Source organism: Amycolatopsis thermalba (assembly GCF_023376025.1).
In the GTDB taxonomy this organism is placed as follows: domain Bacteria; phylum Actinomycetota; class Actinomycetes; order Mycobacteriales; family Pseudonocardiaceae; genus Amycolatopsis_E; species Amycolatopsis_E thermalba.
Genome location: NZ_CP091196.1, coordinates 2328278 through 2351132, shown reverse-complemented (window position 1 = coordinate 2351132; position 22855 = coordinate 2328278). Strand labels below are relative to the sequence as shown.

The following is a 22855-nucleotide window of genomic DNA, read 5'->3' as shown; positions in this document are numbered from 1 at the left end:
GCTGTTCGGGTGTCCTGATGCGGCCATTTGGTGTGTCTTACGTCACATTACTCGACGACTGGTCCACTCGTGCGGTACTCGGCTCGGTTTCGTCGGAGTGTTGAGGTAGACGTTGACCCGTGGACCTTCACCTCCTGCGCGAACGAGCCGAAACGCTGCTCCGGGCATTGGCCGGGGACGGCGCGACCCTGCGCGACGACCAGTGGACAGCCATCGAAGCGCTGGTCGCCCACCGCAGACGCGCTCTCGTCGTGCAGCGCACCGGCTGGGGCAAGTCGGCCGTGTACTTCCTGGCCACCGCCCTACTGCGCGAGCGCGGGGCGGGTCCGACGGTGATCATCTCCCCGCTGCTGGCGTTGATGCGCAACCAGATCACCGCGGCCGGGCGGGCCGGCATCCACGCGGCGACGATGAACTCGGCCAACCAGCAGGAGTGGGACGACGTGCAGGCGCGCATCGCGGCCGGCGAGATCGACGTGCTGCTGGTGAGCCCGGAGCGGCTGAACAACCCGGACTTCCGCGACACGGTGCTGCCCAAGCTGACCACCACAGCGGGGCTGCTGGTCGTCGACGAGGCGCACTGCATCTCCGACTGGGGCCACGACTTCCGGCCCGACTACCGGCGCCTGCGCACCCTGCTGGCGGGACTGCCCGAGGGGGTGCCCGTGCTGGCGACCACCGCGACCGCCAACGACCGGGTGGTCACCGACGTCGCCGAACAGCTCGGGCTCGGCCAGGGCGGCGACGCGCTGGTGCTGCGTGGCCCGCTCGACCGGGAGAGCCTGCACCTGTCGGTCGCGAAGCTGCCCACCCCGCAGGCGAGGCTCGCCTGGCTCGCGGACCGGCTCGGCGAGCTGCCGGGGTCCGGCATCATCTACACGCTCACCGTCGCGGCGGCGCACGACATCGCGGAGATGCTGCGCGAGCGCGGGTTCCCGGTCGCCGCGTACACGGGCAAGACCGAGCCGGCCGAGCGGGAAGCGGCGGAGGACGATCTGCTCGCCAACCGGGTGAAGGCGCTGGTGGCGACTTCGGCGCTGGGCATGGGGTTCGACAAGCCCGACCTCGGGTTCGTCGTTCACGTCGGGGCGCCGTCCTCGCCGATCGCCTACTACCAGCAGGTCGGGCGCGCCGGTCGTGGCGTGCGCCGGGCCGAGGTGATCCTGCTGCCGGGTCAGGAGGACGCCGAGATCTGGCGGTACTTCTCGTCCCTCGCCTTCCCGGACGAGCAGCGCGTCAACCAGGTGCTCAACGCGCTCGCCTACGCCGACCGGCCATTGTCGACGGCAGCGCTCGAGCCGATGGTCGAACTGTCCCGGTCACGGCTGGAGATGGTGCTGAAGGTGCTCGACGTGGACGGCGCGGTGCGGCGGGTGAAGGGCGGCTGGGAGGCGACCGGGCAGGACTGGCACTACGAGCGCGAACGGTACGAGCGCGTCGCCCAGGCGCGGCGGGCGGAGCAACAGGCGATGCTGGAGTACCAGGCCACCACCTCGTGCCGGATGGAGTTCCTGCGCCGCCAGCTGGACGACCCGTTCGCCGAGCCGTGCGGGCGGTGCGACAACTGCACCGGCGAGCACCGGGACGTGACGGTGTCGGCGGAGGCGGTCGAGAAGACCGACGAGCGGCTCCGGCGGCCGGGGGTCGAGGTGGGCCCGCGCCGCCAGTGGCCGACCGGTATGGGGTCGCTCGACGTGCCGCTGTCCGGGCGGATCGGGAAGGGCGAGCTGGCCGAGCCGGGACGGACGCTCGGGCGGCTGACGGACGTCGGGTGGGGCGGGCCGTTGCGGGAGCTGGTCGGCGAGCGGGCAACGGATGGTGAGGTGCCGGAGGCGGTTTTCCAGGCGTGCGTTCAGGTTCTGGCGGTCTGGCGGTGGGAGCAGCGGCCGGTGGCCGTGGTGGCGCTGCCGTCCGCGACCCGGCCGCGACTGGTGCACGACCTCGCGACCCGGCTGGCGCACATCGGACGGTTGCGCTTTCTCGGCACGCTGGAAAGCCGCGGCGGCCGCCCTCGCCGGGCGAACAGCGCGCAGCGGGTGGCGGATCTGTGGCAATCGCTTGCGGTGCCGGGCGATGTGGCCGCGGAGTTGTCCGGTGTGGATGGACCGGTGTTGCTTGTGGACGATCTCGTGGACACCGGCTGGACGATGACGCTGGCCGCACGGCTCCTGCGCCAGGGCGGGGCGCCGGCCGTGCTGCCGTTCGCACTGGCGAGCACGAACTGAGGGGAGGAATTGGTTTGAAAGCAGACCGGTAATCGGCGGTTTACGCAGGCACGGCACGGCTCCCGCGGCGGGGCGAGCCGTGGTGGCCTCCAGCCATGACGTAGGCAGGCGACCGGAGGACGTTCGGAGGGCGAACCTGCCGGGATGGAGCCGGACTCCGGTGAGGCCCGGTGCGACGGCGGCCTGCGCCCAGCCGGCCACTGCGCGAAGGCCAGCCGCGCCAGCCGGACACCGCGTGAAGCCACCCGCGCCAGCCAGGCACTGTGTCGTGGTCACCCGCGCCAGCCGGACACCGCGCGAACGCCACCCGCGCCAGCCAGGCACCGCGCGAACGCCACCCGCGCCAGCCAGGCACCGCGCGAACGCCACCCGCGCCAGCCGGACACCGCGCGAACGCCACCCGCGCCAGCCAGGCACCGCGCGAACGCCACCCGCGCCAGCCAGGCACTGTGTCGTGGTCACCCGCGCCAGTCGGGCAGCCTGTGATGGCTACCCGCACCGGCCGGACACCGCGTGAAGCCACCCGCGCCAGCCGGGCACCGCATAAAGGCCATGGGCACCCGCCGGACCGCGCGGCGCCCAGCCACGCCAGCCGGGCACCGTGTCAGGGCCACGCGCACCAGCTAGGTACCGTGCGCACGCCACCGGCGTCAGCCAGGCGCCATGCGAACGCCAGACGCTTCAGCCGGACACCGTGCGAACGCCACCGGTGCCAGCCAGCCACCGCGTGAAGGCCAGCGGCGTCAGCGGGGCACCGTGCGAACGCCAGCCGGCCACCGTGCCAACGCCACCGGTGCCAGTCGGCCACCGTGTGAAGGCCAGCCCCCGGCGGGCACCGTGTGGACGCCAGTCGCGCCAGGTGGGGAGCGGTTGAGGCCATCTGCGTCAGGCTGCCGGCGCCCCCGCCATATCGGCGTCTCCCGCGCCCCGCCGGGTCGGCGCAGTCATCCGGGCGCCTGTGATGACCGGACACCGGGCGGTGGGGGGTGGGCGTCGCCGCCAGGGTGTGGTGCGTCCGCCGCGTGGGTGTCACTTCCGGGCGTCCCCACAGGAAAGTGCAGCTCAGCCCCTTCCGGGCGGAAAGGAATCTTTCGGTCTGGGCCGAGGTGTGGCATTGTCCCACCCCATCGGGTGAATGTGGAGGTATGCGGTGGTTGAGTCGAAGGTGGGCACGCAAGTCCGGCACCGGCTGCCCGTCCGGAAGTTGTTCGCGGCCAGCGTCGGCAACGCGCTGGAGTGGTTCGACTGGACGATCTACGCGACGTTCAGCATCTACTTCGCCACCGCGTTCTTCCCGGCCGGCAACGACCTGCTCGCCCAGATCAACACCTTCGCCACCTACGCGCTCGCCTTCTTCTTCCGGCCCCTCGGCGGGCTGCTGCTCGGCCGGTTCGCCGACGTCCGCGGCCGTAAGCCGGCCATGATCCTCACCATCACGCTCATGGCGGGCGGCTCCATCGTCATCGCGATCCTGCCGACGTTCCAGCAGGTCGGCTGGCTGGCCCCGATCCTGCTGCTCCTCGCCCGCATCGCGCAGGGGCTCTCCCTCGGCGGCGAAGTCTCCAACGCCTCCGCCTACCTCGGCGAGATCGCGCCGCCGAAGTGGCGCGGCCGCTACTCGTCCTTCTTCTACATCTCCACCGGCTCCGCGGTGCTGCTCGCCTCGGTGCTCGGGTTCGTCCTCGCCCGCACCATGGACAAGGCCGACATGAGCTCCTGGGGCTGGCGCATCCCGTTCCTGCTCGGCGGCGTCCTCGGCATCGTCGGCCTCTGGCTGCGCCGCAGCCTGTCCGAGACCGAACAGTTCGAGCAGAACAAGGGCCGCGCCCAGCGCGTCCGCCGCCCCCTGCTCACCACCCTGCGCGAACACCCGAAGGCCGTCGGCCAGCTCGTCGGCATCAGCATGCTCTCGACGCTGTGCTACTACACGTTCTTCAGCGCCCTCACGCCGTTCGCGGTCAAGACCCGCCACGTCAACGACGTCGACGTCTTCCTCGCCCTGTCCATCGCCACCGCGCTGTTCGTCGCGCTCCAGTACCCCTTCGGCGCGCTCTCCGACCGCATCGGGCGCAAACCCCAGCTGTTCGTCTGGTCCGCCGCCACCGCGATCCTCATCGTGCCGCTGTCCACACTGGTCAAACCCGGCCTGGCCAACCTGCTCATCGTCTTCTGCGTCGGCCTCGGGCTCTACGCGGCCCTGTCCAGCGTCGCGCCGGCGATCATGAGCGAGCTGTTCCCCACCGAGCTGCGCGGCCTGGGCATCGGCGCCTGGTACAACCTCACGGTCGCCGTGTTCGGCGGCACCGCTCCCCTGGTCATCAGCGCGCTCTCCGCCGCCGGCGCACCGATCGTGTTCTTCTGGTACGTCGCGGCCGGCGCGGTGATCGCGTTCCTGGTGCTGCTCACCCTGCCCGAAACGAAGGGCTCGGAACTGCGCTAACGGCGGAACGGCACCAGATCGTCGGCGTGCACGACCTCGCGGCGCTGCTCCTCCGGCAGCTCGTGGCTGGACCGGCCGATCAGCTCGGGCAGCTCCCCCGCGTCGAACGCCACCACGCCACGGGCCACCACGCGCTGCGCCGGGTCGACCAGCTCCACCACGTCGCCCGCCTCGAAGTCACCGTCCACCCCGGTGATCCCCGCGGCCAGCAGTGACCGGCGGCGCCGCACGACCGCGGCCACCGCGCCGTCGTCGAGGTGCAGGCGCCCGCGGGTCCCGGCCGCGTAACCGAGCCAGAACCGGCGCGCGGACAACCGGCTGTCAGCGGCCCGGAACGCGGTGCCGACCTCGGCCGTGGACAGCGCCAGGGCTGCGTCGGACGCCGCGGCCAGCAGCACCGGAATACCCGCCGACGCGGCCGTGCGCGCCGCCGCCAGCTTGGACACCATCCCGCCGGTGCCCAGGCCCGAGCTGGACATGCCGACCGCGATGCCCTCCAGATCCGCGGGCCCGGCGACCTCGGCGATGCGCCGCGTCGAGCCGGACCGCGGGTCCCCGTCGTACAGACCGTCCACATCGGACAACAGGACCAGCGCGTCGGCGCCGATCAGGTGCGCCACCAGCGCGGCCAGCCGGTCGTTGTCGCCGAACTTGATCTCCTCGGTGGCCACCGTGTCGTTCTCGTTGACCACCGGCACCGCACCCAGCGCCAGCAGGCGGGAAAACGTCCGCTGAGCGTTGCGGTAGTGCGCGCGCCGCACCACGTCGTCGGAGGTGAGCAGCACCTGGCCCACGGTCAGCGCGTACCGGCCGAACGATTCGGCGTAGGCGTGCGCGAGCTGCAGCTGGCCGACGCTCGCTGCGGCCTGCTGGGTGGCGAGGTCCCGCGGCCGGTTGCCGAGCGCGAGCGGCGCCAGCCCGGCCCCGATCGCGCCGGAGGACACCAGCACGATCTGGCTGCCCTGCGCGATCCGCGCCGCGATGGCGTCGACCAGCGCGTTCAGCCGCGTCACGTCGAGCCCGTCGCCTGCGGTGGTCAGCGCCGACGAACCGACCTTGACGACCAGCCGTTCCGCCGCCGCGACGGCTTTGCGGGCCACGCTCATCGTGCTGTCGCGTCCTCGTCCTCGGGCTGGTCCGGCCCGTCGCGCCGGATGCGCCGGGCTTCCTTGCGCTCGGCCGCCGACACGCGGTTGTTCTGCTCCAGCCGCACGTCGGTGCCCCGACCGGTCATGTGCGCCGCCACGCCCGGCGTGGACGGCTCCCACTCGAAGGTGATGTCGCCGATCGTCACCGGGCAGCCCGGCTCGGCGCCGCGCTTGGCCAGCGCGTCCTCGACGCCCAGCCGGTTGAGCCGGTCGGCGAGGTAGCCCACGGCCTCGTCGTTGCCGAAGTCGGTCTGCCGGATCCACCGCTCGGGACGCGCGCCCCGCACGATGAAGCCGCCCGCCTCCTCGGGGTCCTCCTCGATGCTGAAGCCGGAGTCGTCGACCGCCACCGGCCGCAGCACGATCCGCGTCGGCTCCGCCGCCGGCTGCGCGGCCCGGTACTTCTCGACCTCCCTGGCCAGCGCGAAGGTCAGCTCGCGCAGACCCTGGCGGGTCACCGTGGAGACCTCGAACACCGGCAGGCCGCGCGCCTCGAACTCGGGGCGCACCATCTCGGCCAGCTCGGCGGCGTCGGGCACGTCGATCTTGTTCAGCACCACGACCCGCGGGCGGGAGTCCAGGTCGCCGCCCAGCGCCGGGGTGTAGCGCGCCAGCTCGGCCTCGAGGGCGTCCACGTCGGACACCGGATCGCGGCCCGGGTCGTAGGTTGCGCAGTCGACGACGTGCACCAGCACGGCGCAGCGCTCGATGTGGCGGAGGAAGTCCAGGCCGAGGCCCTTGCCCTCGCTGGCACCCGGGATCAGGCCCGGCACGTCGGCCATCGTGAACACGGTGTCGCCCGCGTTGACCACGCCGAGGTTCGGCACCAGCGTGGTGAACGGGTAGTCGGCGATCTTCGGCTTGGCCGCGGACAACACCGAGATCAGCGACGACTTGCCCGCGGACGGGAAGCCGAGCAGGCCCGCGTCGGCGACCGAGCGCAGCTCCAGCACGAGGCTGCGCTGCTCACCGGGCTCGCCGAGGAGGGCGAAGCCGGGCGCCTTGCGGGCCTTGGACGCCAGCGCCGCGTTGCCGAGGCCGCCGCGCCCGCCCTGGGCGGCGACGAACGTGGTGCCCGGGCCGACCAGGTCCGCCAGGACCTCGCCGTCCTCGGACATCACGACCGTGCCGTCGGGCACCTTGAGTTCCAGGGTCTCGCCGGCCGCGCCGGCGCGGTGGCTGCCCTGCCCCTGGCGGCCGTTGGTGGCCTTCGCGTGCGGGTGGAAGTGGAAGTCGAGCAGCGTGTGCACGTTCGGGTCGACGACGAGCCGGACGTCGCCGCCGTTGCCGCCGTTGCCCCCGTCGGGGCCGCCGAGCGGCTTGAACTTCTCGCGGTGGATCGAGGCACAGCCGTGCCCGCCGTCGCCCGCGGCGACGTGGATCACCGCGCGGTCAACGAACCGGGACGCCATCGTGAAGCCTCTTCTCGTTTCTTCGGAGGGATATCAGCCATCTTCAGCAACAAGGGGCGGGACCGGATCTGTTCCGGGCCCGCCCCTCGCTGAAGGTGCTGGGTTGTCTAGCCGGACCCTCAGGCCTCGGCCGGGACGATGTTGACCGTCTTGCGGCCACGCTTCGAGCCGAACTCCACGGTGCCCGCCGAGAGGGCGAACAGCGTGTCGTCGCCGCCACGGCCCACGTTCAGGCCGGGGTGGAACTTGGTGCCGCGCTGGCGGACCAGGATCTCACCGGCGTTCACGAGCTGACCACCGTAGCGCTTGACGCCGAGGTACTGGGGGTTGGAGTCGCGCCCGTTGCGGGAGCTGGACGCACCCTTCTTGTGTGCCATGGCTCCTGCAGCTCCTTACTTCGTGATTCCGGTGACCTCGACGCGGGTCAGCTGCTGACGGTGACCCTGCCGCTTGTGGTACCCGGTCTTGTTCTTGAACTTGTGGATGCGGATCTTGGGACCCTTGGTCTGCTCGACGACCTTGCCGGTGACCGAGATCTTCGCGAGTGCTTCGGCATCCGCCGTGACATCGCTGCCGTCGACGTACAGCACGGCGGGGAAAGAGTGCTCGGTGCCCGGCTTGCCCTCGAGCTTCTCGACCTCGACGACGTCGCCGACGGCCACCTTGTACTGCTTGCCGCCGGTCTTGACGATCGCGTACGCCGACACGGAAGTCTCCTGCTAACTCGACAATGGGTGAGGGCTTGCGCCACGTCCCGCTGTGTGCGGTCCGGTGATCGCGCCATAGCCCGTCCGGGGACGGGCCGTCTTACAGGTTACGTGACGCCCCGGTGCCGGTTGACACCGGGGCTCACGAAGGTGGATCAGCTCTGGTCCGACGCGTGCACCGGCGGGCCGGCCGGGCGGGACGCCGCACGGCGCGGGCGCCGGCTCGCGGTCCGGGTGGCCGGCGTGGGCACGCTGACCTCCGGAGACGCATCGGTGGCGTCATCCTGACCGGTGGTGGCCGCGGGGGTCTCCACGGGGCCGGCCGGGACCGTGACGGGCTGCGACGGCTCGGTGGCGGCCTGGACGGGCTCCGGGGGCGCCGCGGGCCTGCGGGCGACGCGGCGGGTCCGGGAGGTGCGGGCGGGCTTCGCCTGCTCCGCGGCGGGCGGCTGACCGGGCTGCGACTCCTCGGGCTGCTGGGTGCCCGCCCCGGCCTGCGCCTGCGGCGCGCCCTCGGAACCGGCCTCCGCGGCGGGCTGACCCGCCGCGGGCTGCGGCTGGGTCCCGGCCTGAGCCGGGGCCAGCCGCTCGGACTGGCCCTCCGCCCTGGGCTGCGCCTGCGGTGCGGCCTCGGGCCGGGCCTCAGCGGCGGGCTGTCCCGCCGCGGACTGTGCCTGCCCAGCCGGTTCGCCCGCTGCCGCGGGCTGTGCCTGTGGCTCGGCCTGACGTGCGGTCTCGGGCCGAGCCTGCGGCTCGGTCACCGCGTCCGGCTCAGGCCGTGCCTCGGAGCGGGCCTGCCCCGCCCCCTCGTGCCGGGCTTGAGCCGCGGCCGACTGCTCGGTCTGGCCCGCCGCCTGTGCCTGCCCGGCGGGCTCGCCCGCCGCAGGCTGCGCCTGCGACCCGGCCTCGGATGCTTCCTCGGGCTGGGCCGGTTCGGCTTCGCGGCGGGCCCTCGCTCCGGACCTGCGCCCGGAACGGCCGCCGGCGGCCTTCTCCGGGACGGCGGTCTCCTCGGTGGCCGGAGCCGCGCCGTTCTGCTCGGCGGTGTCCGCCTTCTCGCCGCCCTCGGTCTTCGTGGAGGCGATCTTCGCGGCCTTGGCCATCGCCTCGACGGCCGAGATCGTGCTCTCCCGCTGCACCGGCGACGGCTCGGGGGTCTTCTCCGCCTGCGGCTCCTCGGTCTTGGCCCGGCCGCGCGACCGGCGCGAACCACCACCGCCGCCACCGTGCTGGTGACCGCCGCCGTTGCCGCCGTTGCCCGACTTGACCGGCTCGGTCGAGACGATGACCCCGCGGCCCTTGCAGTGCTCACACGTCGTGGAGAACGCCTCGAGCAGGCCGGTGCCGATCTTCTTCCGGGTCATCTGCACCAGGCCCAGCGAGGTGACCTCGGCGACCTGGTGACGGGTGCGGTCCCGGCCGAGGCACTCGGTCAGCCGCTTGAGCACCAGCTCGCGGTTGGACTCCAGCACCATGTCGATGAAGTCGATCACGATGATGCCGCCGATGTCGCGCAGCCGCAGCTGGCGCACGATCTCCTCGGCCGACTCCAGGTTGTTGCGGGTGACCGTCTCCTCCAGGTTGCCACCCGAACCGGTGAACTTGCCGGTGTTGACGTCGATCACCGTCATCGCCTCGGTGCGGTCGATGACCAGGTAACCACCCGAGGGCAGCCACACCTTGCGGTCCAGCGCCTTGGTGAGCTGCTCGTCGATGCGGTGCTCGGCCAGCACGTCACCGGTGCCGACGTAGCGCTTGAGCCGCGGGGTGAGGTCCGGCGCGACGTGCTCGACGTAGGCGCGGATGGTCTCCCACGCCGTGTCGCCCTGGACCTCGAGCGAGACGAAGTCCTCGGTGAACAGGTCGCGGACCACCTTGACCAGCAGGTCCGGCTCCTCGTACAGCATCACCGGAGCAGCCGACTTCTTGCCGGAGGACGCCGCGTCGGCCTTCTCCTTGACGACCTCCCACTGCGCCTTCAGCCGCCGGACGTCGCGCTCCAGCTCCTCCTCGCTGATGCCCTCCGACGCGGTGCGGATGATCACACCGGCGTCCTCGGGGACGATCCGCTTGAGGATGTCCTTGAGCCGCCGCCGCTCGTTCTCCGGCAGCTTGCGCGAGATGCCCGTGGCGCCGCCCGAGGGCATGTAGACCAGGAAGCGGCCGGGCAGCGAGATCTGCGTGGTCAGCCGGGCGCCCTTGTGCCCGACCGGGTCCTTGGTGACCTGCACCAGCACGTTGTCGCCGGTGGACAGGGCCTGCTCGATCTTGCGGGACTTGCCCTCCAGGCCGGCGGCGTCCCAGTCGACCTCGCCGGCGTAGAGCACGGCGTTGCGGCCGCGGCCGATGTCGACGAACGCGGCCTCCATCGACGGCAGCACGTTCTGCACGCGGCCCAGGTAGACGTTGCCGACGATCGATCCGCTGCCCTGCGAGGTCACGAAGTGCTCGACCAGGACACTGTCCTCGAGCACGCCGATCTGGGTGTGCTCGCCGCGCTCGGCGACGACCATCGTCCGCTCGACCGACTCACGGCGGGCCAGGAACTCGGCCTCGGACAGGATCGGCGCGCGGCGGCGGCCCGCCTCGCGGCCGTCCCGGCGGCGCTGGCGCTTGGCCTCCAGGCGGGTCGAGCCGCGGACGCTGCGCACGCCGTCGGAGCTGCTGCCGTTGCGGTCCTTGTCCTCGGCCTTGGTCTCGCGGACGTGGACGACGGTGTTCGGCGGGTCGTCGGTGGTGGCCTCGGCGTCGCCGTCCGAGCCCTTCCGGCGGCGACGGCGACGGCGGCGACGGCTCGAGCCCTCGGTCTCGTCGGTGTCCTCGGACGGCTCGGCTTCGTCGGCGGTGTCCTCGTCCTCGGCCTTGGCGGCCTCCTCGGCCGGCCTGGAATCGTCGGTCTCGTCGGCCTCGGTGGTCTCGGTGGCGTTCTCGTCGCCGCCCTTGCCCCGGCCGCGGCCGCGGCGGCCCCGGCGGCGGCGACGGCGGCCCGCGCCGTCCTCGCCCTCGTCGGCGTCCTCGTCCGGCTTGTCCTCGGCGACCGGCTCGGCCTTGGGCGCGAGCTCCTCGACGGCACCGGCCTCCGGCGGCAGGAACACCGGTGACGGGGCCGCGAAGACCGGCATGTGCGGCGGGCGCTTCGGCTGCCGCGCGGGCTCGGCGACGGGCTCGGGCGCGGCGGCGGCCGGTGCGGTCTCCGGCTCGGGTTCCGGCGTCGCCTGGGTGGCGGGCTCGGGGGTGGCCGGCGTCTGGACGACCGGCTCGGGCGTGCTCTCCGGGACGGCGTCCGGCGCGGGCGCGGCATCCTCGGCGGGAGCGACCGCCTCGGGGGCAGCCGCCTCCTCGACGGCCTGCTCGTCGGCCGGGGCGAGCGCCTCGGCGACCTTCACCGCGACCTCCCGCGGCACGCTCGACTGGGCGCTGCGCGCCGTCTCACCCAGCTCGGAGAGCTTCGCCAGCACGACCCGGCTGTTGGAGCCGAGCAGCTTCGCCAGGGCGTGCACCCGGACGCGGGGCGGCAACTCGCCCAGCGGGCCGGTTGCGGGTAGGGCGGTGTTCCCGCCGGTGTTCTCGGCGGGTGTGTCCGCGTTCGACATACATCTCCTCCGCCCCCGGGCGCGTCCCAGCCGCTTGGGCTGGCGGACGCGGCCGCACAGGGGCCCTTCCTGTCTGGTCCGCCGGGGTGGTCACCGCCGGCGGGAATCCTGTGCCTCGTCTCGCCCCGACGGTGCCGGGGTCCGGCACCCGCCGATGGCAGGTCCGCTCGGTGACGGGCCGTCCGAGCCGGCGGTTCCCGCCCGCCCTGCCGCTCGTCGAGCCACCCAGGTGGTTCCTGGCGGCGACGACCTGGCGCTCTTCCAGCCTGTCTCCGGACCGCAACCCCCGGAACGGACCGCAGGTCGCGGGCGTGTCGGCGGAAGCAGCCAAGCCGAGTATCCCACACGGTGCGTCCGGTGCGGCGTACTCGGTGCCAACAGGCGCGTGACCACGGCCGGGCGAACTTGCGCGTCGCGCTTGTCGGCGCCGCGCGGGGTGGCTTAGCGTGCGGCTGGACGCCGACGGCTTCCGGCCGCTGTTCGCCCTGTTGGAGGTCCCCGTTGCCCGGCTTCGGACGATCACTGGTGGCGGCCGCGTGCGCCGTCCTGGCGCTGACGCCGGTCCGGATCGCGGCGGCGGAGCCGGAGCAGGCGTGCGCGGACAGCGGGCGGGACGAGCGCTACCTGGTCGTCTTCGACCGGGACACGCCGTCGGCTGCGGCCCGGGACCAGGTGGGCGCCGCGTGCGGGGAGCTGACCGGCTACTACCCGCAGATCGGTGTGGGCGTCGCCACCTCCGGCGACCCGGGCTTCGCGCAGCGGATGGGGCCGGGCCGGGTCTACAGCGCGCGGGACGAGCGGCGGACCGGGCAGCGGTCTCCGCGGCCCGGGCTGCGGGCGACCGCGCCGTCGGACGTGCCTGCCGCCGACCGCTCCGGTGAGCAGTGGAACTTGGCCGCGGTGGGCGGTCCCGGCGCCGGCAGCCCGGACGTCGTGGTCGGTGTGCTGGACTCGGGGATCGACCCGGACCACCCCGATCTCGCGGCCGCGGTGGACCGGGACGAGTCGGCGGGCTGCGTGGGCGGTGTCGCCGACCCGGCCGAGCGGGCGTGGCGGGCCACGACGTCGGGGCACGGCACGCACGTCGCCGGGATCATCGCCGCGGCCGACGACGGCCGGGGCACCACCGGGGTCGCGCCCGGGACGCGGGTGGCGTCGGTGAAGGTGATCGACGACCGCGGGCTGGTGACGCCGGAGGCCGTCGTGTGCGGGCTGATGTGGGCGGCCGAGCACCGGATGGCGGTCACCAACAGCAGCTTCGCGATCAACACGTGGGGGCCGTCGTGCAGCTGGTCGCCGGCGCGCGAGGTGGTGCGCGAGGCGATCGGCCGGGCGGTGGTGTACTCGGCCTCGCGGGGCACGCTGAACGTGGCCGCCGCGACCAACGACGCGGTGGAATTGACGCCGGCGTCCCGGGCGGGCGGATGTGACGCGCTCCCGGCGGCGGTGCGGGACGTGGTGACCGTGTCCGCGGTGGGGCGGGACGAGGTGAAGGCCCGGTACAGCTCGTACGGGCTCGGGGTGGTCGACCTGACCGCGCCGGGCGGCGACGGCGGCTCGTGCGTGCTGTCCACGACGCCCGGCGGGTACGGCGAACTGTGCGGCACGTCGATGGCGGCCCCGCACGTGGCCGGTGCGGCGGCGGTGCTCGCGGCCGAGCGGCCCGGGGCGACGGCCCGGCAGCTGCGGCGGGCGCTGGAGGAACGCGCGCGACCGGTGCCGTGCCCCGCGGACTACGACCTCACCGGGGACGGACGGCAGGACGCGTTCTGCGCCGGGTACACCGGCTACAACGGGTTCTACGGGCACGGGCTGGTGCGGGTCAGCGCAGGAGCAGCCCGCTGAGGCGGCGGGCCGCGCCCCAGACGCCGAGGACCGCCAGCGCCACCAGGTAGGCGATGTGGCCGATCATGCCCGGGTGCAGGGCGCCGACGGCGAGTTCACGCATCAGCTGGATGCCGTGGTAGAGCGGCGAGCACTGGACGAGGACCTGCAGCGCGCCGGGGTAGACCGACAGCGGGTAGAACGTGGTGGAGAACAGGAACATCGGGACGACGGCCAGCTGGATGTAGTCGAACTGGGACGTCGAGCGGAGGAAGGTCGCGCAGGCCATGCCGATCGCGGCGAAGGCGAACGCGATCAGCAGGGCGACCGGGATCAGCAGCAGCGCCCACGGTGAGGTGACCAGGCCCATCGCGGCCATCACGGCGAAGAACGCGACCGAGTAGAGGCCGCCGCGCAGGACGGCCCAGGAGATCTCGCCGATCGCGATGTCCAGCGGGCCGATCGGGGTGGCCAGCATCGCGTCGTAGGTCTTGGCGTAGCGGAACTTGAAGAACACGTTGAACGTGCTGTCGAAGATGGCGCCGTTCATGGCGGACGAGGCCAGCAGGGCGGGCGCGACGAACGCGACGTAGCTCATCGGCTGCCCGTCCGGGCCGATGGCGTCGCCGACGAGCCTGCCGAAGCCGATCTGGAAGGCGACGAGGTAGAGCAGCGGCTCGAGCACGCCGGAGGCGAAGACCAGCCACATGCGCGAGTAGGCGAGGACCGAGCGCTCGACGAGCTTGCTGGCGCGGCCGGCGTAGAGGCCGGGAGGCAGGACGCGGAGCAGGAGCCCGCGGCGGTCGGTTCGGGGCAGGGTGGTCATCGGGGCTCTCGCGGGGTTGTGGCGGGGTGGCTGGGGGTCCGGGAGGGGCCGTGAGCGAGGTGGCCATCGGGAGCACGGGCTTCCGGGGATGGGGGCCGGATGTGGCTCCCGGCCGCAAGCGGGACGGCACCGTCCGGGCGGGATCGCACCCACGAGAGCCGGACGACGGTAGGGCGCTGCCGCGCGGCGGCAGGACCGGCGGGCGGTCGCGGGTGGGGCGTGAGAAGTAGCGGGCCGCCAGCGGCGGGCGGCGGTTGCCCGACTCGGCGGCGCGCGAAAAACACCGGACCGCCACCGGCACCAACGGCAGGCGGCATGCTGTCGCGCTCGCGCGCGACAAACAGTGCGCCACCAGCGGCGGCCCGTGGTGAGCCAGCGGCCTGGCGCACCAGAAACAGCGGGCCACCATCGGCGGCCGGTCGTGGGCCGGCAGCCTCGGCCGCGAGGAGCGGCAGGCCGCCATCGGCACCACCGGCGAACCGGGCGCTGGCGCGCTGGCGCCCGAGAAACAGCGGACCGCCATCGGCGGGCAGCGGCGGGCCACCATCGGCGGCCGGTCGTGGGCCGGCAGCCTCGGCCGCGAGGAGCGGCGGGCTGCCATCGGCACCACCGGCGAACGGGGCGCTGGCGCGCTGGCGCGCGAGAAACAGCGGGCCGCCATCGGCGGGCAGCGGTGGGTCGCCATCGGCGGCCGGTCGTGGGTCGGCGGGGTGTGGTGCGCGTCGTGGGGCATGGTCAGACCACCAGGCGCCGGTAGAAGTAGTGGCGGGCCAGGAGGGCTCCGGTGGTGAACAGTGCCGCCAGGAACGCCAGGTGCCCGAGCGCGGGCAGCCACTCCAGGCCGCCCAGTGTCGCGCCGCGGGCCAGTTCGTTTCCGTGCCACAGCGGGGAGATCCACGCCAGCCAGCGCAGCGCCACCGGGATCTGCTCGATCGGGAAGAACGTGCCCGCGAACAGCGTCATCGGCATCACCACGAACCGGAACACGGCGTTGAACCGGACGCCCTCGTCGTAGGTCGTCGCCGCCAGGGCCGTCACCGGGGCGGCGCACGCCAGCCCGGTGACCGCGCCGACCAGCACCACCAGCACCGCTCCAGCGTTCAGCCACGCCCCGAACGGCACCGCGATCACCGCGTACACCGCGCTGGCCAGCAGCAGCCGCAGCGTCACCCAGATCAGGTGCCCGCCCAGCACCTGCCCCGGCGTGACCGGCGTCGCCGTGACGGCCAGGTAGTCCTTCTGCCACTTGAACCCCGACAGCACCGGGTACGTCGACTCCCCCACCGCGTTCTGCAACGCCGCCGACACCAGCAGAGCGGGCGCGATGTAGTGCACATAGGACAGTCCACCGGTGGCCGGGCCCGCCTGCACCTGCGATCCGAAGCCGAGACCCATCGCGAGCAGGAACAGCAGCGGCTGCAGGCCGGTCGAGTACACATTGGACTTCCAGTACCGGCGGTACCACGCCCAGTACCCCTCGACGCGCAACCACGCGCCCTGCCACGCCGGCACCACCCGGCCCGTCGACGCAACGCTCATCAGTCCACCAGCGTCCGTCCGGTCAGGCGCAGGAACACGTCCTCCAGCGAGCTCCGCCGCACCAGCGACGACAGCGGCCGCACGCCCCGCTGGTGCACCTGCTCCAGCGCGGACTCCCCGGCCGCGGTGTAGAGCAGCAGCCGATCGGGCAGCACCTCGACCCGGTCGGCCAGGTCCGCCACCCGATCCGCGGGCACCTCCTCCCCCGGCGCGAACCGCAGCTCCACCACCTCCCGCGTGGAGTAGCGCAGGATCAACTCGGCCGGCGACCCCTCGGCGACGATCCGCCCGCCGTCCATGACCACGAGCCGGTCGCACAGCTGCTCGGCCTCGTCCATGTAGTGCGTGGTGATGATGAGCGTGACGCCCTGCGCCTTGAGCCGGAACAGCCTGTCCCACAACAGGTGCCGCGCCTGCGGGTCGAGGCCGGTGGTCGGCTCGTCGAGCAGCAGCAGCTCCGGGTCGTTGACCAGCGCGCGGGCGATGGTCAGCCGCCGCTTCATGCCGCCGGACAGCGGCTCCACCTCGTCCTCGGCCCGGTCGGACAGCTGCGCGAAGTCCATCAGCTCGACCGCCTTGCGCCGCACCTGCGCCCGGGACAACCCGAAGTAGCGGCCGTACACCTGCAGGTTCTGCCGCACGGTCAGCTCGTTGTCGAGGTTGTCCTGCTGCGGCACCACCCCGAGCCGGGCGCGGATGCGCGGACCCTCGACGTTCGGGTCCATACCGAGGACCGTCAGATCCCCGTCGGACCGCGGCGACACCGACGCGATCATCCGCATCGTCGAGGACTTGCCGGCACCGTTGGGCCCGAGGAAGCCGAACGCCTCCCCGCGCCGGACCTCGACGTCGATCCCCCGCACCGCCTCGAAGTCGCCGAAGCGCTTCACCAGCGCCTTGGCCTGCACCATGCTCGGTTCGTCCACACCACGCAGACTAGAGCCGACCACCGACAGTTTTCGATCGCTTTACGCTCCGGCCAGCTCCCGCGTGAGCGCGGACGCGGCGGTGCGCACCGCGGGCGCCAGCCGCTCCACGTCGAGGCGCTCGGCGCTGCCGGTGATCGACACGGCGGCGATCAGCCGTCGCCGCCGGTCGTACACCGGGGCGGCCACCGCGGCGACCCCGACCTCGGCTTCCTCGTGGTTGACCCCGTACCCGCGCGCCACGGCGCGGTCCAGGTCGCGGCGCAGCAGTCCCGGGGCGACGATCGTGCGCGGGGTCTTGCGCGCCAGTCCGGCCGCGGTCACGCGCCGGAAGTACTCCGGCGGTCCGAGGGCGAGGAACACCTTGCCGGTCGCGGTGCAGTGCACCGGCATCCGGCTGCCGACGCGCGATCCGATGGGCGTCGAGCGGTGGCCGGTGACCTTCTCCAGGAACAGCGTGTGCCCGCCGTCCGGCACCGCGAGGTGGATGTTCTCGTGCGTGGCCTCGTACAGGTCCTGCAGGTACGGCAAGGCCGCTTCGCGCAGTTCACGGCGCCGCGGCACGCGCTGGCCGAGTTCGAACAGCTTCAAGCTCAGCCGGTAGCCGGCGCCGCCGCGTTCCAGCCCGCCCCAGCGGACGAGCTCGGCGACCAGCCGGTGCGCGGTGGCCTTCGGCAGGCCCGTGCGGGCGGACAGCTCGGCCAGGGAGAGCTCGGCGTCGGCGGATTCGAACGCGTCCAGCAGCATCAGGCCGCGCGCCAGCACCGACTTCGGGACATCGCCTTCAGTGGCGGACATCCCTGGATGGTAATTCCCGGGAGGGGCTTCCGGTAAGGATCAACCCCACCGGAAGCCCCCGCCGTCACTCACAGGTCGGGGAACCAGAGCTTCAGCTCGCGCTCGGCCGACTCGGGCGAGTCCGAGCCGTGCACCAGGTTGAACTGGGTCTCCAGGCCGTAGTCCCCGCGCAGGGTGCCGGGGGTGGCCTTCTCGACCGGGTCGGTGCCGCCGGCCAGCTGGCGGAAGGCCGCGATGGCGCGCACGCCCTCGACGGCGATGGCCACGACCGGGCCGGAGGTGATGAACTCCAGCAGCTCACCGAAGAACGGCTTGTCCTTGTGCTCGGCGTAGTGCTCCTCGGCGACCGAACGCTCGACGGTGCGCAGTTCCAGCGCGGCCAGCTTCAGCCCCTTGCGCTCGATGCGCGAGATGACCTCGCCGACGAGGCCGCGCTGTACGCCGTCGGGCTTGACCAGAACCAGCGTGCGTTCACTCACGACTGTGTTTCTCCTTTATTGCGTGCACGGATTGCCCGAAGCCTACTGGCCTGGTCAGCGCCGCGGTTCCAGGGTGGTCGACCACAGCGAGGCGCCCGTGCCGTCGCGGAGATCGACTCGCAGTTCGCCGGAGCCGCCGTCGATGTTGATTTCGCCGAAATGCTGGAAACCGGCCATCGGCGAGGTGTTCGCGGCCGGCGGGGCGTGCACGAAAACGGCCTGCGGGCCGAACGTCGGGTCGAGGCTGTTCGGGCCGAACGCGCCGGCGTGCAGCGGGCCGGAAACGAATTCCCAGAACGGGTCGAAATCCTGCACCGCGGCCCGGTCCGGCGAATAGTGGTGCGCCGCCGTGTAGTGCACGTCCGCGGTGAGCCACACGGTGTTGCGCACCTTCCGCCTCGCCAGCTCGCGCAGCACCCACGCGATCTCGCTCTCGCGGCCGGCGGGCGCGCCGGGCAGGTTGTTCGCCACGCCCTCGATGCCGGTGGATCCGTCCGGCACGGCGAGCCCGATCGGCAGGTCGGCCTGCACGATCTTCCAGGTCGCGCGGCTGCGGGACAGGCCGTCGACGAGCCACTTCGCCTGCTTCTCGCCGAGGACCTGCCCGGGCCGGCGCGGATCCGACGTGTTGGCGTCCTTGTAGGTCCGCATGTCCAGCACGAACACCTCGAGGCGAGAACCGTAGGTGAAGCTGCGGTACACGCGGCCGTCCACGGCGCGCTTCGGGTCGATCGGTTGCCACTCGTGGAAGGCCTGGAACGCCCGCGCGGCCAGCACGTCGACGCGCTTTTCGGTGTACTGCGGGGAGTCCAGGATCTCGCCCGGGTACCAGTTGTTGGTCACCTCGTGGTCGTCCCACTGGACGTAGCTGGGGACGGCGGCGGTGAACGCGCGCACGTTCTCGTCGAGCATGTTGTAGGCGAACTGCCCGCGGTACTCGTCGAGCGTCTCGGCGACCTTCGTCTTCTCCGGGGTGACGAGGTTGCGCCACACCCGGCCGTCGGGGAGCGTCACCGTCTCGGTGAGCGGGCCGTCGGCGTAGACCGTGTCGCCGCTGTGCAGGAACAGGTCCGGCCTGCGGGCGAGCATCGCGGAGTAGGCGGTCATGCCGCCGATGTCGGGGTTGATGCCCCAGCCCTGGCCGGCCACGTCGCCCGACCACGTCAGCCGCACGTCGTTGCGGCCCACGGGCGCGGTCTTGACGGTGCCGGTCAACGGCTCACTGCTCACGCGGCCGTCGAGCGATTCGGCGGTGACCCGGTAGTGCAGCTCGGTGCCTGGCGGGAGCGAGGAGATCCGCAGCTTGCCGGTGCCGCCGGTGTCCGGGGTCAGCAGCGGGCCGCGGAGGGTCCGGGCGTGCCGGAAGGACGGGTCGCGTGAGACCTCGACGATCATGCGGGACGGCCGGTCGGCGCGGGTCCAGACCAGTGCCGAGTGCGGGGTCACGTCGCCGGACTGGATGCCGTGGGTCAGCACCGGGCGGTCCCTGCGGACGAGGGCGGCGCTGGCGAAGGGGCTGCCCAGGACCCCGGCGGCGAGGACACCGGCGCCGACGAGTCCGGTTCTGAGGGCGGAGCGGCGAGTCTGTTCGGTCATGCCGGAGTTCTATGCGGGCTCGGGGGCCGACGAACCAACTCCGGCTGTCCGCACGGTGAACTCACGCGGTGGCGCGCTGACGGCCATCGGCCGTGCGCAGACCGTAGCCGAACACGCGGTCCACGGCGATGTGCGCCAGCCAGGCCAGTCCGAGCGTGCAGGCGGCGGGGTTCGTGACGAAGCTGAAGACCACGAGCAGGACGGCGGGCCCCGCCCAGTAGTGCGCCGCGTTGTAGAACGGCACGACCCGTCGCGGCAGCACACCGCGCTCGACCGGTTCGGCGCCGATGCCGACCAGGAACGTCAGGTCCGGCCCGATCAGCCCGAGCAGCAGGGCGCCGACCGTCCAGCCCCCGTGCTGGACGGCCTCGAACACGGCGAACCCGAGCAGGAAGACACCGGCGACGGCCCAGGCGATGCGCTTCATGAGAACACTCCTCCGAGATCAGTTGTCTATTTCGAGAGCAGTGCTCTCATGAAGACATAGCATGGTCCCGCTGAGCACTCTTGTCAAGAGCGGTGCTCTCGGTTCGGATCGCCGCTACTGCTGCTGGCTGGGCAGACGGCCTTCGGCCATGCGGCGCGCCACGTCGTTGCGCAGCCACAGCGCCCACAGCCAGAACGCCAGGAACAGCAGGCCGATGATGCCGATCGCCACCGTGTCCACGAAGTACGCCACCAGCGCGACCTGCAGGACCAGGATGGCCGGCACCGCCCAGCGTCGCTTGAGCACGCCGCACAGCAGCACGTGCAGCACGGCGATCACGATGACGCCCCAGCCGGCCAGGGTGCCCACGCCGCCGCCCAGGTTGGCGATCACCGGAACCGCGAGACCGACCGTGATGGCCTCGCAGATCAGGGTCCCCGCCATCACGCCGCGGAACGACTTCATCGGGTCCTTCGCCGGGGGCCGGACCGTGTTCTCCTCGCTCACGCGGGCTCCTTCCCGAACAACGTCCGCGCGTCCCCGACGGTGACGACGGAACCCGTGATCAGCACCCCGCCGCCGGCCAGCGGTTCGCCGCCGTCGCTCTCCTCGACCAGCGCCACCGCGGTCTCCACCGCCGCGTCCAGGCTGGGCTCGGCGACCACCCGGTCGTCCCCGAACACCGCCAGGGCCAGCTCGTTCAGCTCGTCCAGCGGCATCGCGCGCGGCGAGCTGTTCTTGGTGATCACCACGTCGGAGACCACCGGTTCGAGCGCCTCCAGCACCCCGCGCACGTCCTTGTCCTCGAGCACGCCGATCACCGCGGTGAGCTTGCGGAACGCGAACTCCTCCTCGATGGCGGCGGCCAGCGCCCGCGCGCCGTGCGGGTTGTGGGCCGCGTCGAGCAGCACCGTCGGCGCGGCGCGGACGGGCTCCAGCCGACCCGGGTTCTGCACCGCCGCGAACCCCTCGCGCACGGCGTCGAGGTCGAGCCGGCGGTCCTTGCCCGCGCCGAAGAACGCCTCGACCGCGGCCAGCGCCAGCAGCGCGTTGTTCGCCTGGTGGGCGCCGTGCAGGGGCAGGAAGATCTCGTCGTAGACCCCGCCGAGGCCCTGCAGGCTCAGCATCTGCCCGCCGACCCCGATCTCACGCCGCAGCACGCCGAACTCGCTGCCCGCGCGGGCGACGGTGGCGTCCACCTCGACGGTGCGCTCCAGCAGCACGCGCTGCGCCTCGGGGTCCTGCTCGGCGAGGATCGCGACGCTGCCCGGCTTGATGATCCCGGCCTTCTCCCCCGCGATCTCGCCGAGGCTGTCGCCGAGGTAGTCGGTGTGGTCGAGACCGATCGGGGTGATGACGGCGACCTGGCCGTCGGCGACGTTGGTGGCGTCCCAGGTGCCGCCCATACCGGTCTCGATGACCGCGACCTCGACCGGGGCGTCGGCGAACGCGGCGAACGCCATGCCGGTGAGCACCTCGAACTTGCTCATCTTCGGGCCGCCCGCGCTGTCCACCATGCCGATGTAGGGCTGGATGTCGCGGTAGATGTCGACGTACTTGGACGCGGCGATCGGGGCGCCGTCGACCGCGATGCGCTCGGTGACCAGCTGCAGGTGCGGGCTGGTGTAGCGGCCGACGCGCAGCCCGAGGCGGGACAGCAGCGCGTCGATCATGCGGGTGACCGAGCCCTTGCCGTTGGTGCCGGCGACGTGGATGACGGGGTAGGTCTTCTGCGGGTCGCCCAGCACGGTCATCAGCGCGGCGATGCGGTCGAGCGACGGCTCGATCTTCGTCTCCGGCCAGCGCTGGTTCAGCTCGGCCTCGACCCGAAGCAGCTCGCGGCGGGCCTGGCGCTCGATCTCCTCGAGGTCGACCGGGTCGATCTCGGCCGGGTCGTCGGGCAGGGGCCCGGCCACGAAGTTGCCCCCGCTGGACAGCTCCACCGGGTACTCCTCGTCCTCGCCCGATGTCACGCGTTCTCCCTACTCCGGCCGGGGGGTTGACTACCCCGCCGAGTCTACTTTCGCGGGTCCTGGCAGGTTGGGCTGCATGCCGTTCGACCACAACCACGCCTACCACCGGTTGCTGCTGCGGCACGTCCCCGCCGGGGCGCGCACGGCGCTCGACGTGGGCTGCGGCGCCGGGCGCTTCGCCCGCAGGCTCGCCGCGGCTGGTCTGTCGGTGGAGGGCATCGACCCGTCCGGCGAGATGATCGCGGTGGCGCGGGCGCTGGGACCGGAGACGATCACCTACCGGCACGCGGACGTCACGACGGCGGAGCTGGGGCGCTACGACTTCGTCTCGTGCCTGGCGTCGCTGCACCACGTGCCGTTCGAGACCGTGACGAAGCTGCGCGCGGCGCTGAACCCGGGCGGGGTGCTGGCGGTGCTCGGCCTGGCCAAGCCGCGTTCGGTCGCCGACTGGGTGAAGTGGGGCCTGCTCGCGCCGCCGGTCAACCTGGCGGCCCGGCTGGTCGTCGCGGCCGGCGACCGGCTCAACGGCGGCCCGGACCCAGTCGCGACGGCGCCGGTGCGCGCCTGGGACACGACGATGACGCAGGTGCGGCACGACTCGGCGCGGCTGCTGCCCGGATCGAGCGTGCGGCCGCTGCTGTTCTTCCGCTACCTGCTGGTCTACCGCGCCTGACGCGCGGCGATCCGGGCGCGCACCTCGGGCCGCCGCAGCGGGGGCACCGTCGCCGGGGGCTGGCGGCGCGCGGGCAGCTCGCCGAGCAGCCGCGTGGTGATCTCGGCGATCTCCGCGACGGCCCGTTCGAACGGTTCGCGCGTGGCGTCGGACAGGGTCTGCACCCCGCTCACCTTGCGCACGTACTGGCGCGCGGCGGCCTCGATCTCCTCCGCCGTCGCCGACGGCTCCAGCCCGCGGAGCACGGTGATGTTTCGGCACATGTGGCC

General features: G+C 72.7%; 19 protein-coding genes. 4 read left to right on the top strand and 15 right to left on the bottom strand.

From position 1 onward, the window contains the following. The first annotated feature begins 119 nt into the window (after window positions 1-119). Together L1857_RS11565 and L1857_RS11560 are read left to right on the top strand one after the other, a co-directional pair. Entirely contained in the window at window positions 120-2225 is a 2106-nt protein-coding gene (locus L1857_RS11565) for a RecQ family ATP-dependent DNA helicase (protein ID WP_116114603.1), read from the top strand. Window positions 2226-3375: 1150 nt separating this feature from the next. Then, window positions 3376-4665 (top strand): MFS transporter, encoded by a 1290-nt coding sequence (locus L1857_RS11560; RefSeq protein ID WP_116114605.1) that lies wholly within the window; start codon window positions 3376-3378, stop codon window positions 4663-4665. Here L1857_RS11560 and proB read toward each other — a convergent pair. The 5 genes from proB to L1857_RS11535 form a co-directional block, all read right to left on the bottom strand. Continuing rightward, window positions 4662-5771 (bottom strand): glutamate 5-kinase, encoded by a 1110-nt coding sequence (gene proB / locus L1857_RS11555; RefSeq protein ID WP_249465048.1) that lies wholly within the window; start codon window positions 5769-5771, stop codon window positions 4662-4664. The genes L1857_RS11560 and proB overlap by 4 nt on opposite strands. After that, window positions 5768-7225 carry a GTPase ObgE gene (gene obgE, locus L1857_RS11550; RefSeq protein WP_094007726.1) on the bottom strand — a complete coding sequence of 486 codons (1458 nt, stop codon included), beginning with the start codon at window positions 7223-7225 and terminating at the stop codon, window positions 5768-5770. Before obgE ends, proB begins: the two co-directional genes overlap by 4 nt. A gap of 119 nt (window positions 7226-7344) precedes the next feature. Further along, window positions 7345-7602, bottom strand: a complete 258-nt coding sequence (gene rpmA / locus L1857_RS11545) for a 50S ribosomal protein L27 (RefSeq protein ID WP_094007727.1) — start codon at window positions 7600-7602, stop codon at window positions 7345-7347. 15 nt (window positions 7603-7617) lie between these two features. Beyond that, the gene (rplU, locus tag L1857_RS11540) at window positions 7618-7932 is read right to left on the bottom strand and encodes a 50S ribosomal protein L21 (protein ID WP_094007728.1); all 315 of its coding nucleotides are present in this window, start codon (window positions 7930-7932) and stop codon (window positions 7618-7620) included. A 155-nt stretch (window positions 7933-8087) separates the two neighbouring features. Continuing rightward, window positions 8088-11525 carry an Rne/Rng family ribonuclease gene (locus tag L1857_RS11535; protein ID WP_249465044.1) on the bottom strand — a complete coding sequence of 1146 codons (3438 nt, stop codon included), beginning with the start codon at window positions 11523-11525 and terminating at the stop codon, window positions 8088-8090. 525 nt (window positions 11526-12050) lie between these two features. Between L1857_RS11535 and L1857_RS11530 the strand changes: the two genes are divergently transcribed. Then, window positions 12051-13370: a S8 family peptidase gene (locus tag L1857_RS11530; RefSeq protein ID WP_116114611.1), complete on the top strand. Its 1320-nt coding sequence runs from the start codon at window positions 12051-12053 to the stop codon at window positions 13368-13370. On the opposite strand, the gene L1857_RS11525 is transcribed toward L1857_RS11530, so the two are convergent. The 9 genes from L1857_RS11525 to folC all read right to left on the bottom strand — a co-directional run bounded on the left by L1857_RS11525 (window position 13348) and on the right by folC (window position 21913). Beyond that, window positions 13348-14175, bottom strand: coding sequence for an ABC transporter permease (locus L1857_RS11525; RefSeq protein WP_094007731.1), 828 nt, complete (start codon window positions 14173-14175; stop codon window positions 13348-13350). The genes L1857_RS11530 and L1857_RS11525 overlap by 23 nt on opposite strands. 735 nt (window positions 14176-14910) lie before the next feature. Beyond that, the gene (locus L1857_RS11520; RefSeq protein ID WP_249465035.1) at window positions 14911-15714 is read right to left on the bottom strand and encodes an ABC transporter permease; all 804 of its coding nucleotides are present in this window, start codon (window positions 15712-15714) and stop codon (window positions 14911-14913) included. Further along, window positions 15714-16625 carry an ABC transporter ATP-binding protein gene (locus tag L1857_RS11515; RefSeq protein ID WP_116113018.1) on the bottom strand — a complete coding sequence of 304 codons (912 nt, stop codon included), beginning with the start codon at window positions 16623-16625 and terminating at the stop codon, window positions 15714-15716. Before L1857_RS11515 ends, L1857_RS11520 begins: the two co-directional genes overlap by 1 nt. A 57-nt stretch (window positions 16626-16682) precedes the next feature. Further along, complete coding sequence (locus L1857_RS11510) at window positions 16683-17438, bottom strand: IclR family transcriptional regulator (protein ID WP_116112937.1); 756 nt, start codon at window positions 17436-17438, stop codon at window positions 16683-16685. Between the two features lie 68 nt (window positions 17439-17506). Continuing rightward, on the bottom strand, window positions 17507-17917 hold the full coding sequence (ndk, locus tag L1857_RS11505; RefSeq protein WP_094007735.1) for a nucleoside-diphosphate kinase: 411 nt from the start codon (window positions 17915-17917) through the stop codon (window positions 17507-17509). A gap of 54 nt (window positions 17918-17971) precedes the next feature. Beyond that, complete coding sequence (locus L1857_RS11500) at window positions 17972-19513, bottom strand: alkaline phosphatase D family protein (RefSeq protein WP_249465032.1); 1542 nt, start codon at window positions 19511-19513, stop codon at window positions 17972-17974. Between the two features lie 61 nt (window positions 19514-19574). After that, the gene (locus L1857_RS11495; protein ID WP_116112943.1) at window positions 19575-19940 is read right to left on the bottom strand and encodes a DUF4260 family protein; all 366 of its coding nucleotides are present in this window, start codon (window positions 19938-19940) and stop codon (window positions 19575-19577) included. Between the two features lie 114 nt (window positions 19941-20054). Next, complete coding sequence (locus L1857_RS11490; protein WP_094007738.1) at window positions 20055-20447, bottom strand: DUF4233 domain-containing protein; 393 nt, start codon at window positions 20445-20447, stop codon at window positions 20055-20057. After that, window positions 20444-21913, bottom strand: a complete 1470-nt coding sequence (gene folC / locus L1857_RS11485) for a bifunctional tetrahydrofolate synthase/dihydrofolate synthase (protein WP_094007739.1) — start codon at window positions 21911-21913, stop codon at window positions 20444-20446. Before folC ends, L1857_RS11490 begins: the two co-directional genes overlap by 4 nt. A 76-nt stretch (window positions 21914-21989) precedes the next feature. Here folC and L1857_RS11480 point away from each other — a divergent pair, with 76 nt between their 5' ends. Next, window positions 21990-22586 (top strand): class I SAM-dependent methyltransferase, encoded by a 597-nt coding sequence (locus L1857_RS11480; protein WP_116112947.1) that lies wholly within the window; start codon window positions 21990-21992, stop codon window positions 22584-22586. Here the strand turns inward: L1857_RS11480 and L1857_RS11475 are convergent. Beyond that, a complete protein-coding gene (locus L1857_RS11475; protein ID WP_094007741.1) occupies window positions 22574-22849 on the bottom strand; it encodes a DUF2277 domain-containing protein in 276 nt (91 codons plus the stop codon). The two genes, L1857_RS11480 and L1857_RS11475, sit on opposite strands and share 13 nt — an antisense overlap. Window positions 22850-22855: the final 6 nt, after the last annotated feature.

What these genes read in the sequence shown, in the direction of transcription:
- proB (WP_249465048.1), bottom strand. Translation starts at nt 5,771, where the DNA reads ATGAGCGTGGCCCGCAAAGCCGTCGCGGCGGCGGAACGGCTGGTCGTC.
- obgE (WP_094007726.1), bottom strand. Translation starts at nt 7,225, where the DNA reads ATGGCGTCCCGGTTCGTTGACCGCGCGGTGATCCACGTCGCCGCGGGC.
- rpmA (WP_094007727.1), bottom strand. Translation starts at nt 7,602, where the DNA reads ATGGCACACAAGAAGGGTGCGTCCAGCTCCCGCAACGGGCGCGACTCC.
- L1857_RS11535 (WP_249465044.1), bottom strand. Translation starts at nt 11,525, where the DNA reads ATGTCGAACGCGGACACACCCGCCGAGAACACCGGCGGGAACACCGCC.
- L1857_RS11525 (WP_094007731.1), bottom strand. Translation starts at nt 14,175, where the DNA reads ATGACCACCCTGCCCCGAACCGACCGCCGCGGGCTCCTGCTCCGCGTC.
- L1857_RS11520 (WP_249465035.1), bottom strand. Translation starts at nt 15,714, where the DNA reads ATGAGCGTTGCGTCGACGGGCCGGGTGGTGCCGGCGTGGCAGGGCGCG.
- L1857_RS11515 (WP_116113018.1), bottom strand. Translation starts at nt 16,625, where the DNA reads ATGGTGCAGGCCAAGGCGCTGGTGAAGCGCTTCGGCGACTTCGAGGCG.
- L1857_RS11510 (WP_116112937.1), bottom strand. Translation starts at nt 17,438, where the DNA reads ATGTCCGCCACTGAAGGCGATGTCCCGAAGTCGGTGCTGGCGCGCGGC.
- L1857_RS11500 (WP_249465032.1), bottom strand. Translation starts at nt 19,513, where the DNA reads ATGACCGAACAGACTCGCCGCTCCGCCCTCAGAACCGGACTCGTCGGC.
- L1857_RS11495 (WP_116112943.1), bottom strand. Translation starts at nt 19,940, where the DNA reads ATGAAGCGCATCGCCTGGGCCGTCGCCGGTGTCTTCCTGCTCGGGTTC.
- L1857_RS11480 (WP_116112947.1), top strand. Translation starts at nt 21,990, where the DNA reads ATGCCGTTCGACCACAACCACGCCTACCACCGGTTGCTGCTGCGGCAC.
- L1857_RS11475 (WP_094007741.1), bottom strand. Translation starts at nt 22,849, where the DNA reads ATGTGCCGAAACATCACCGTGCTCCGCGGGCTGGAGCCGTCGGCGACG.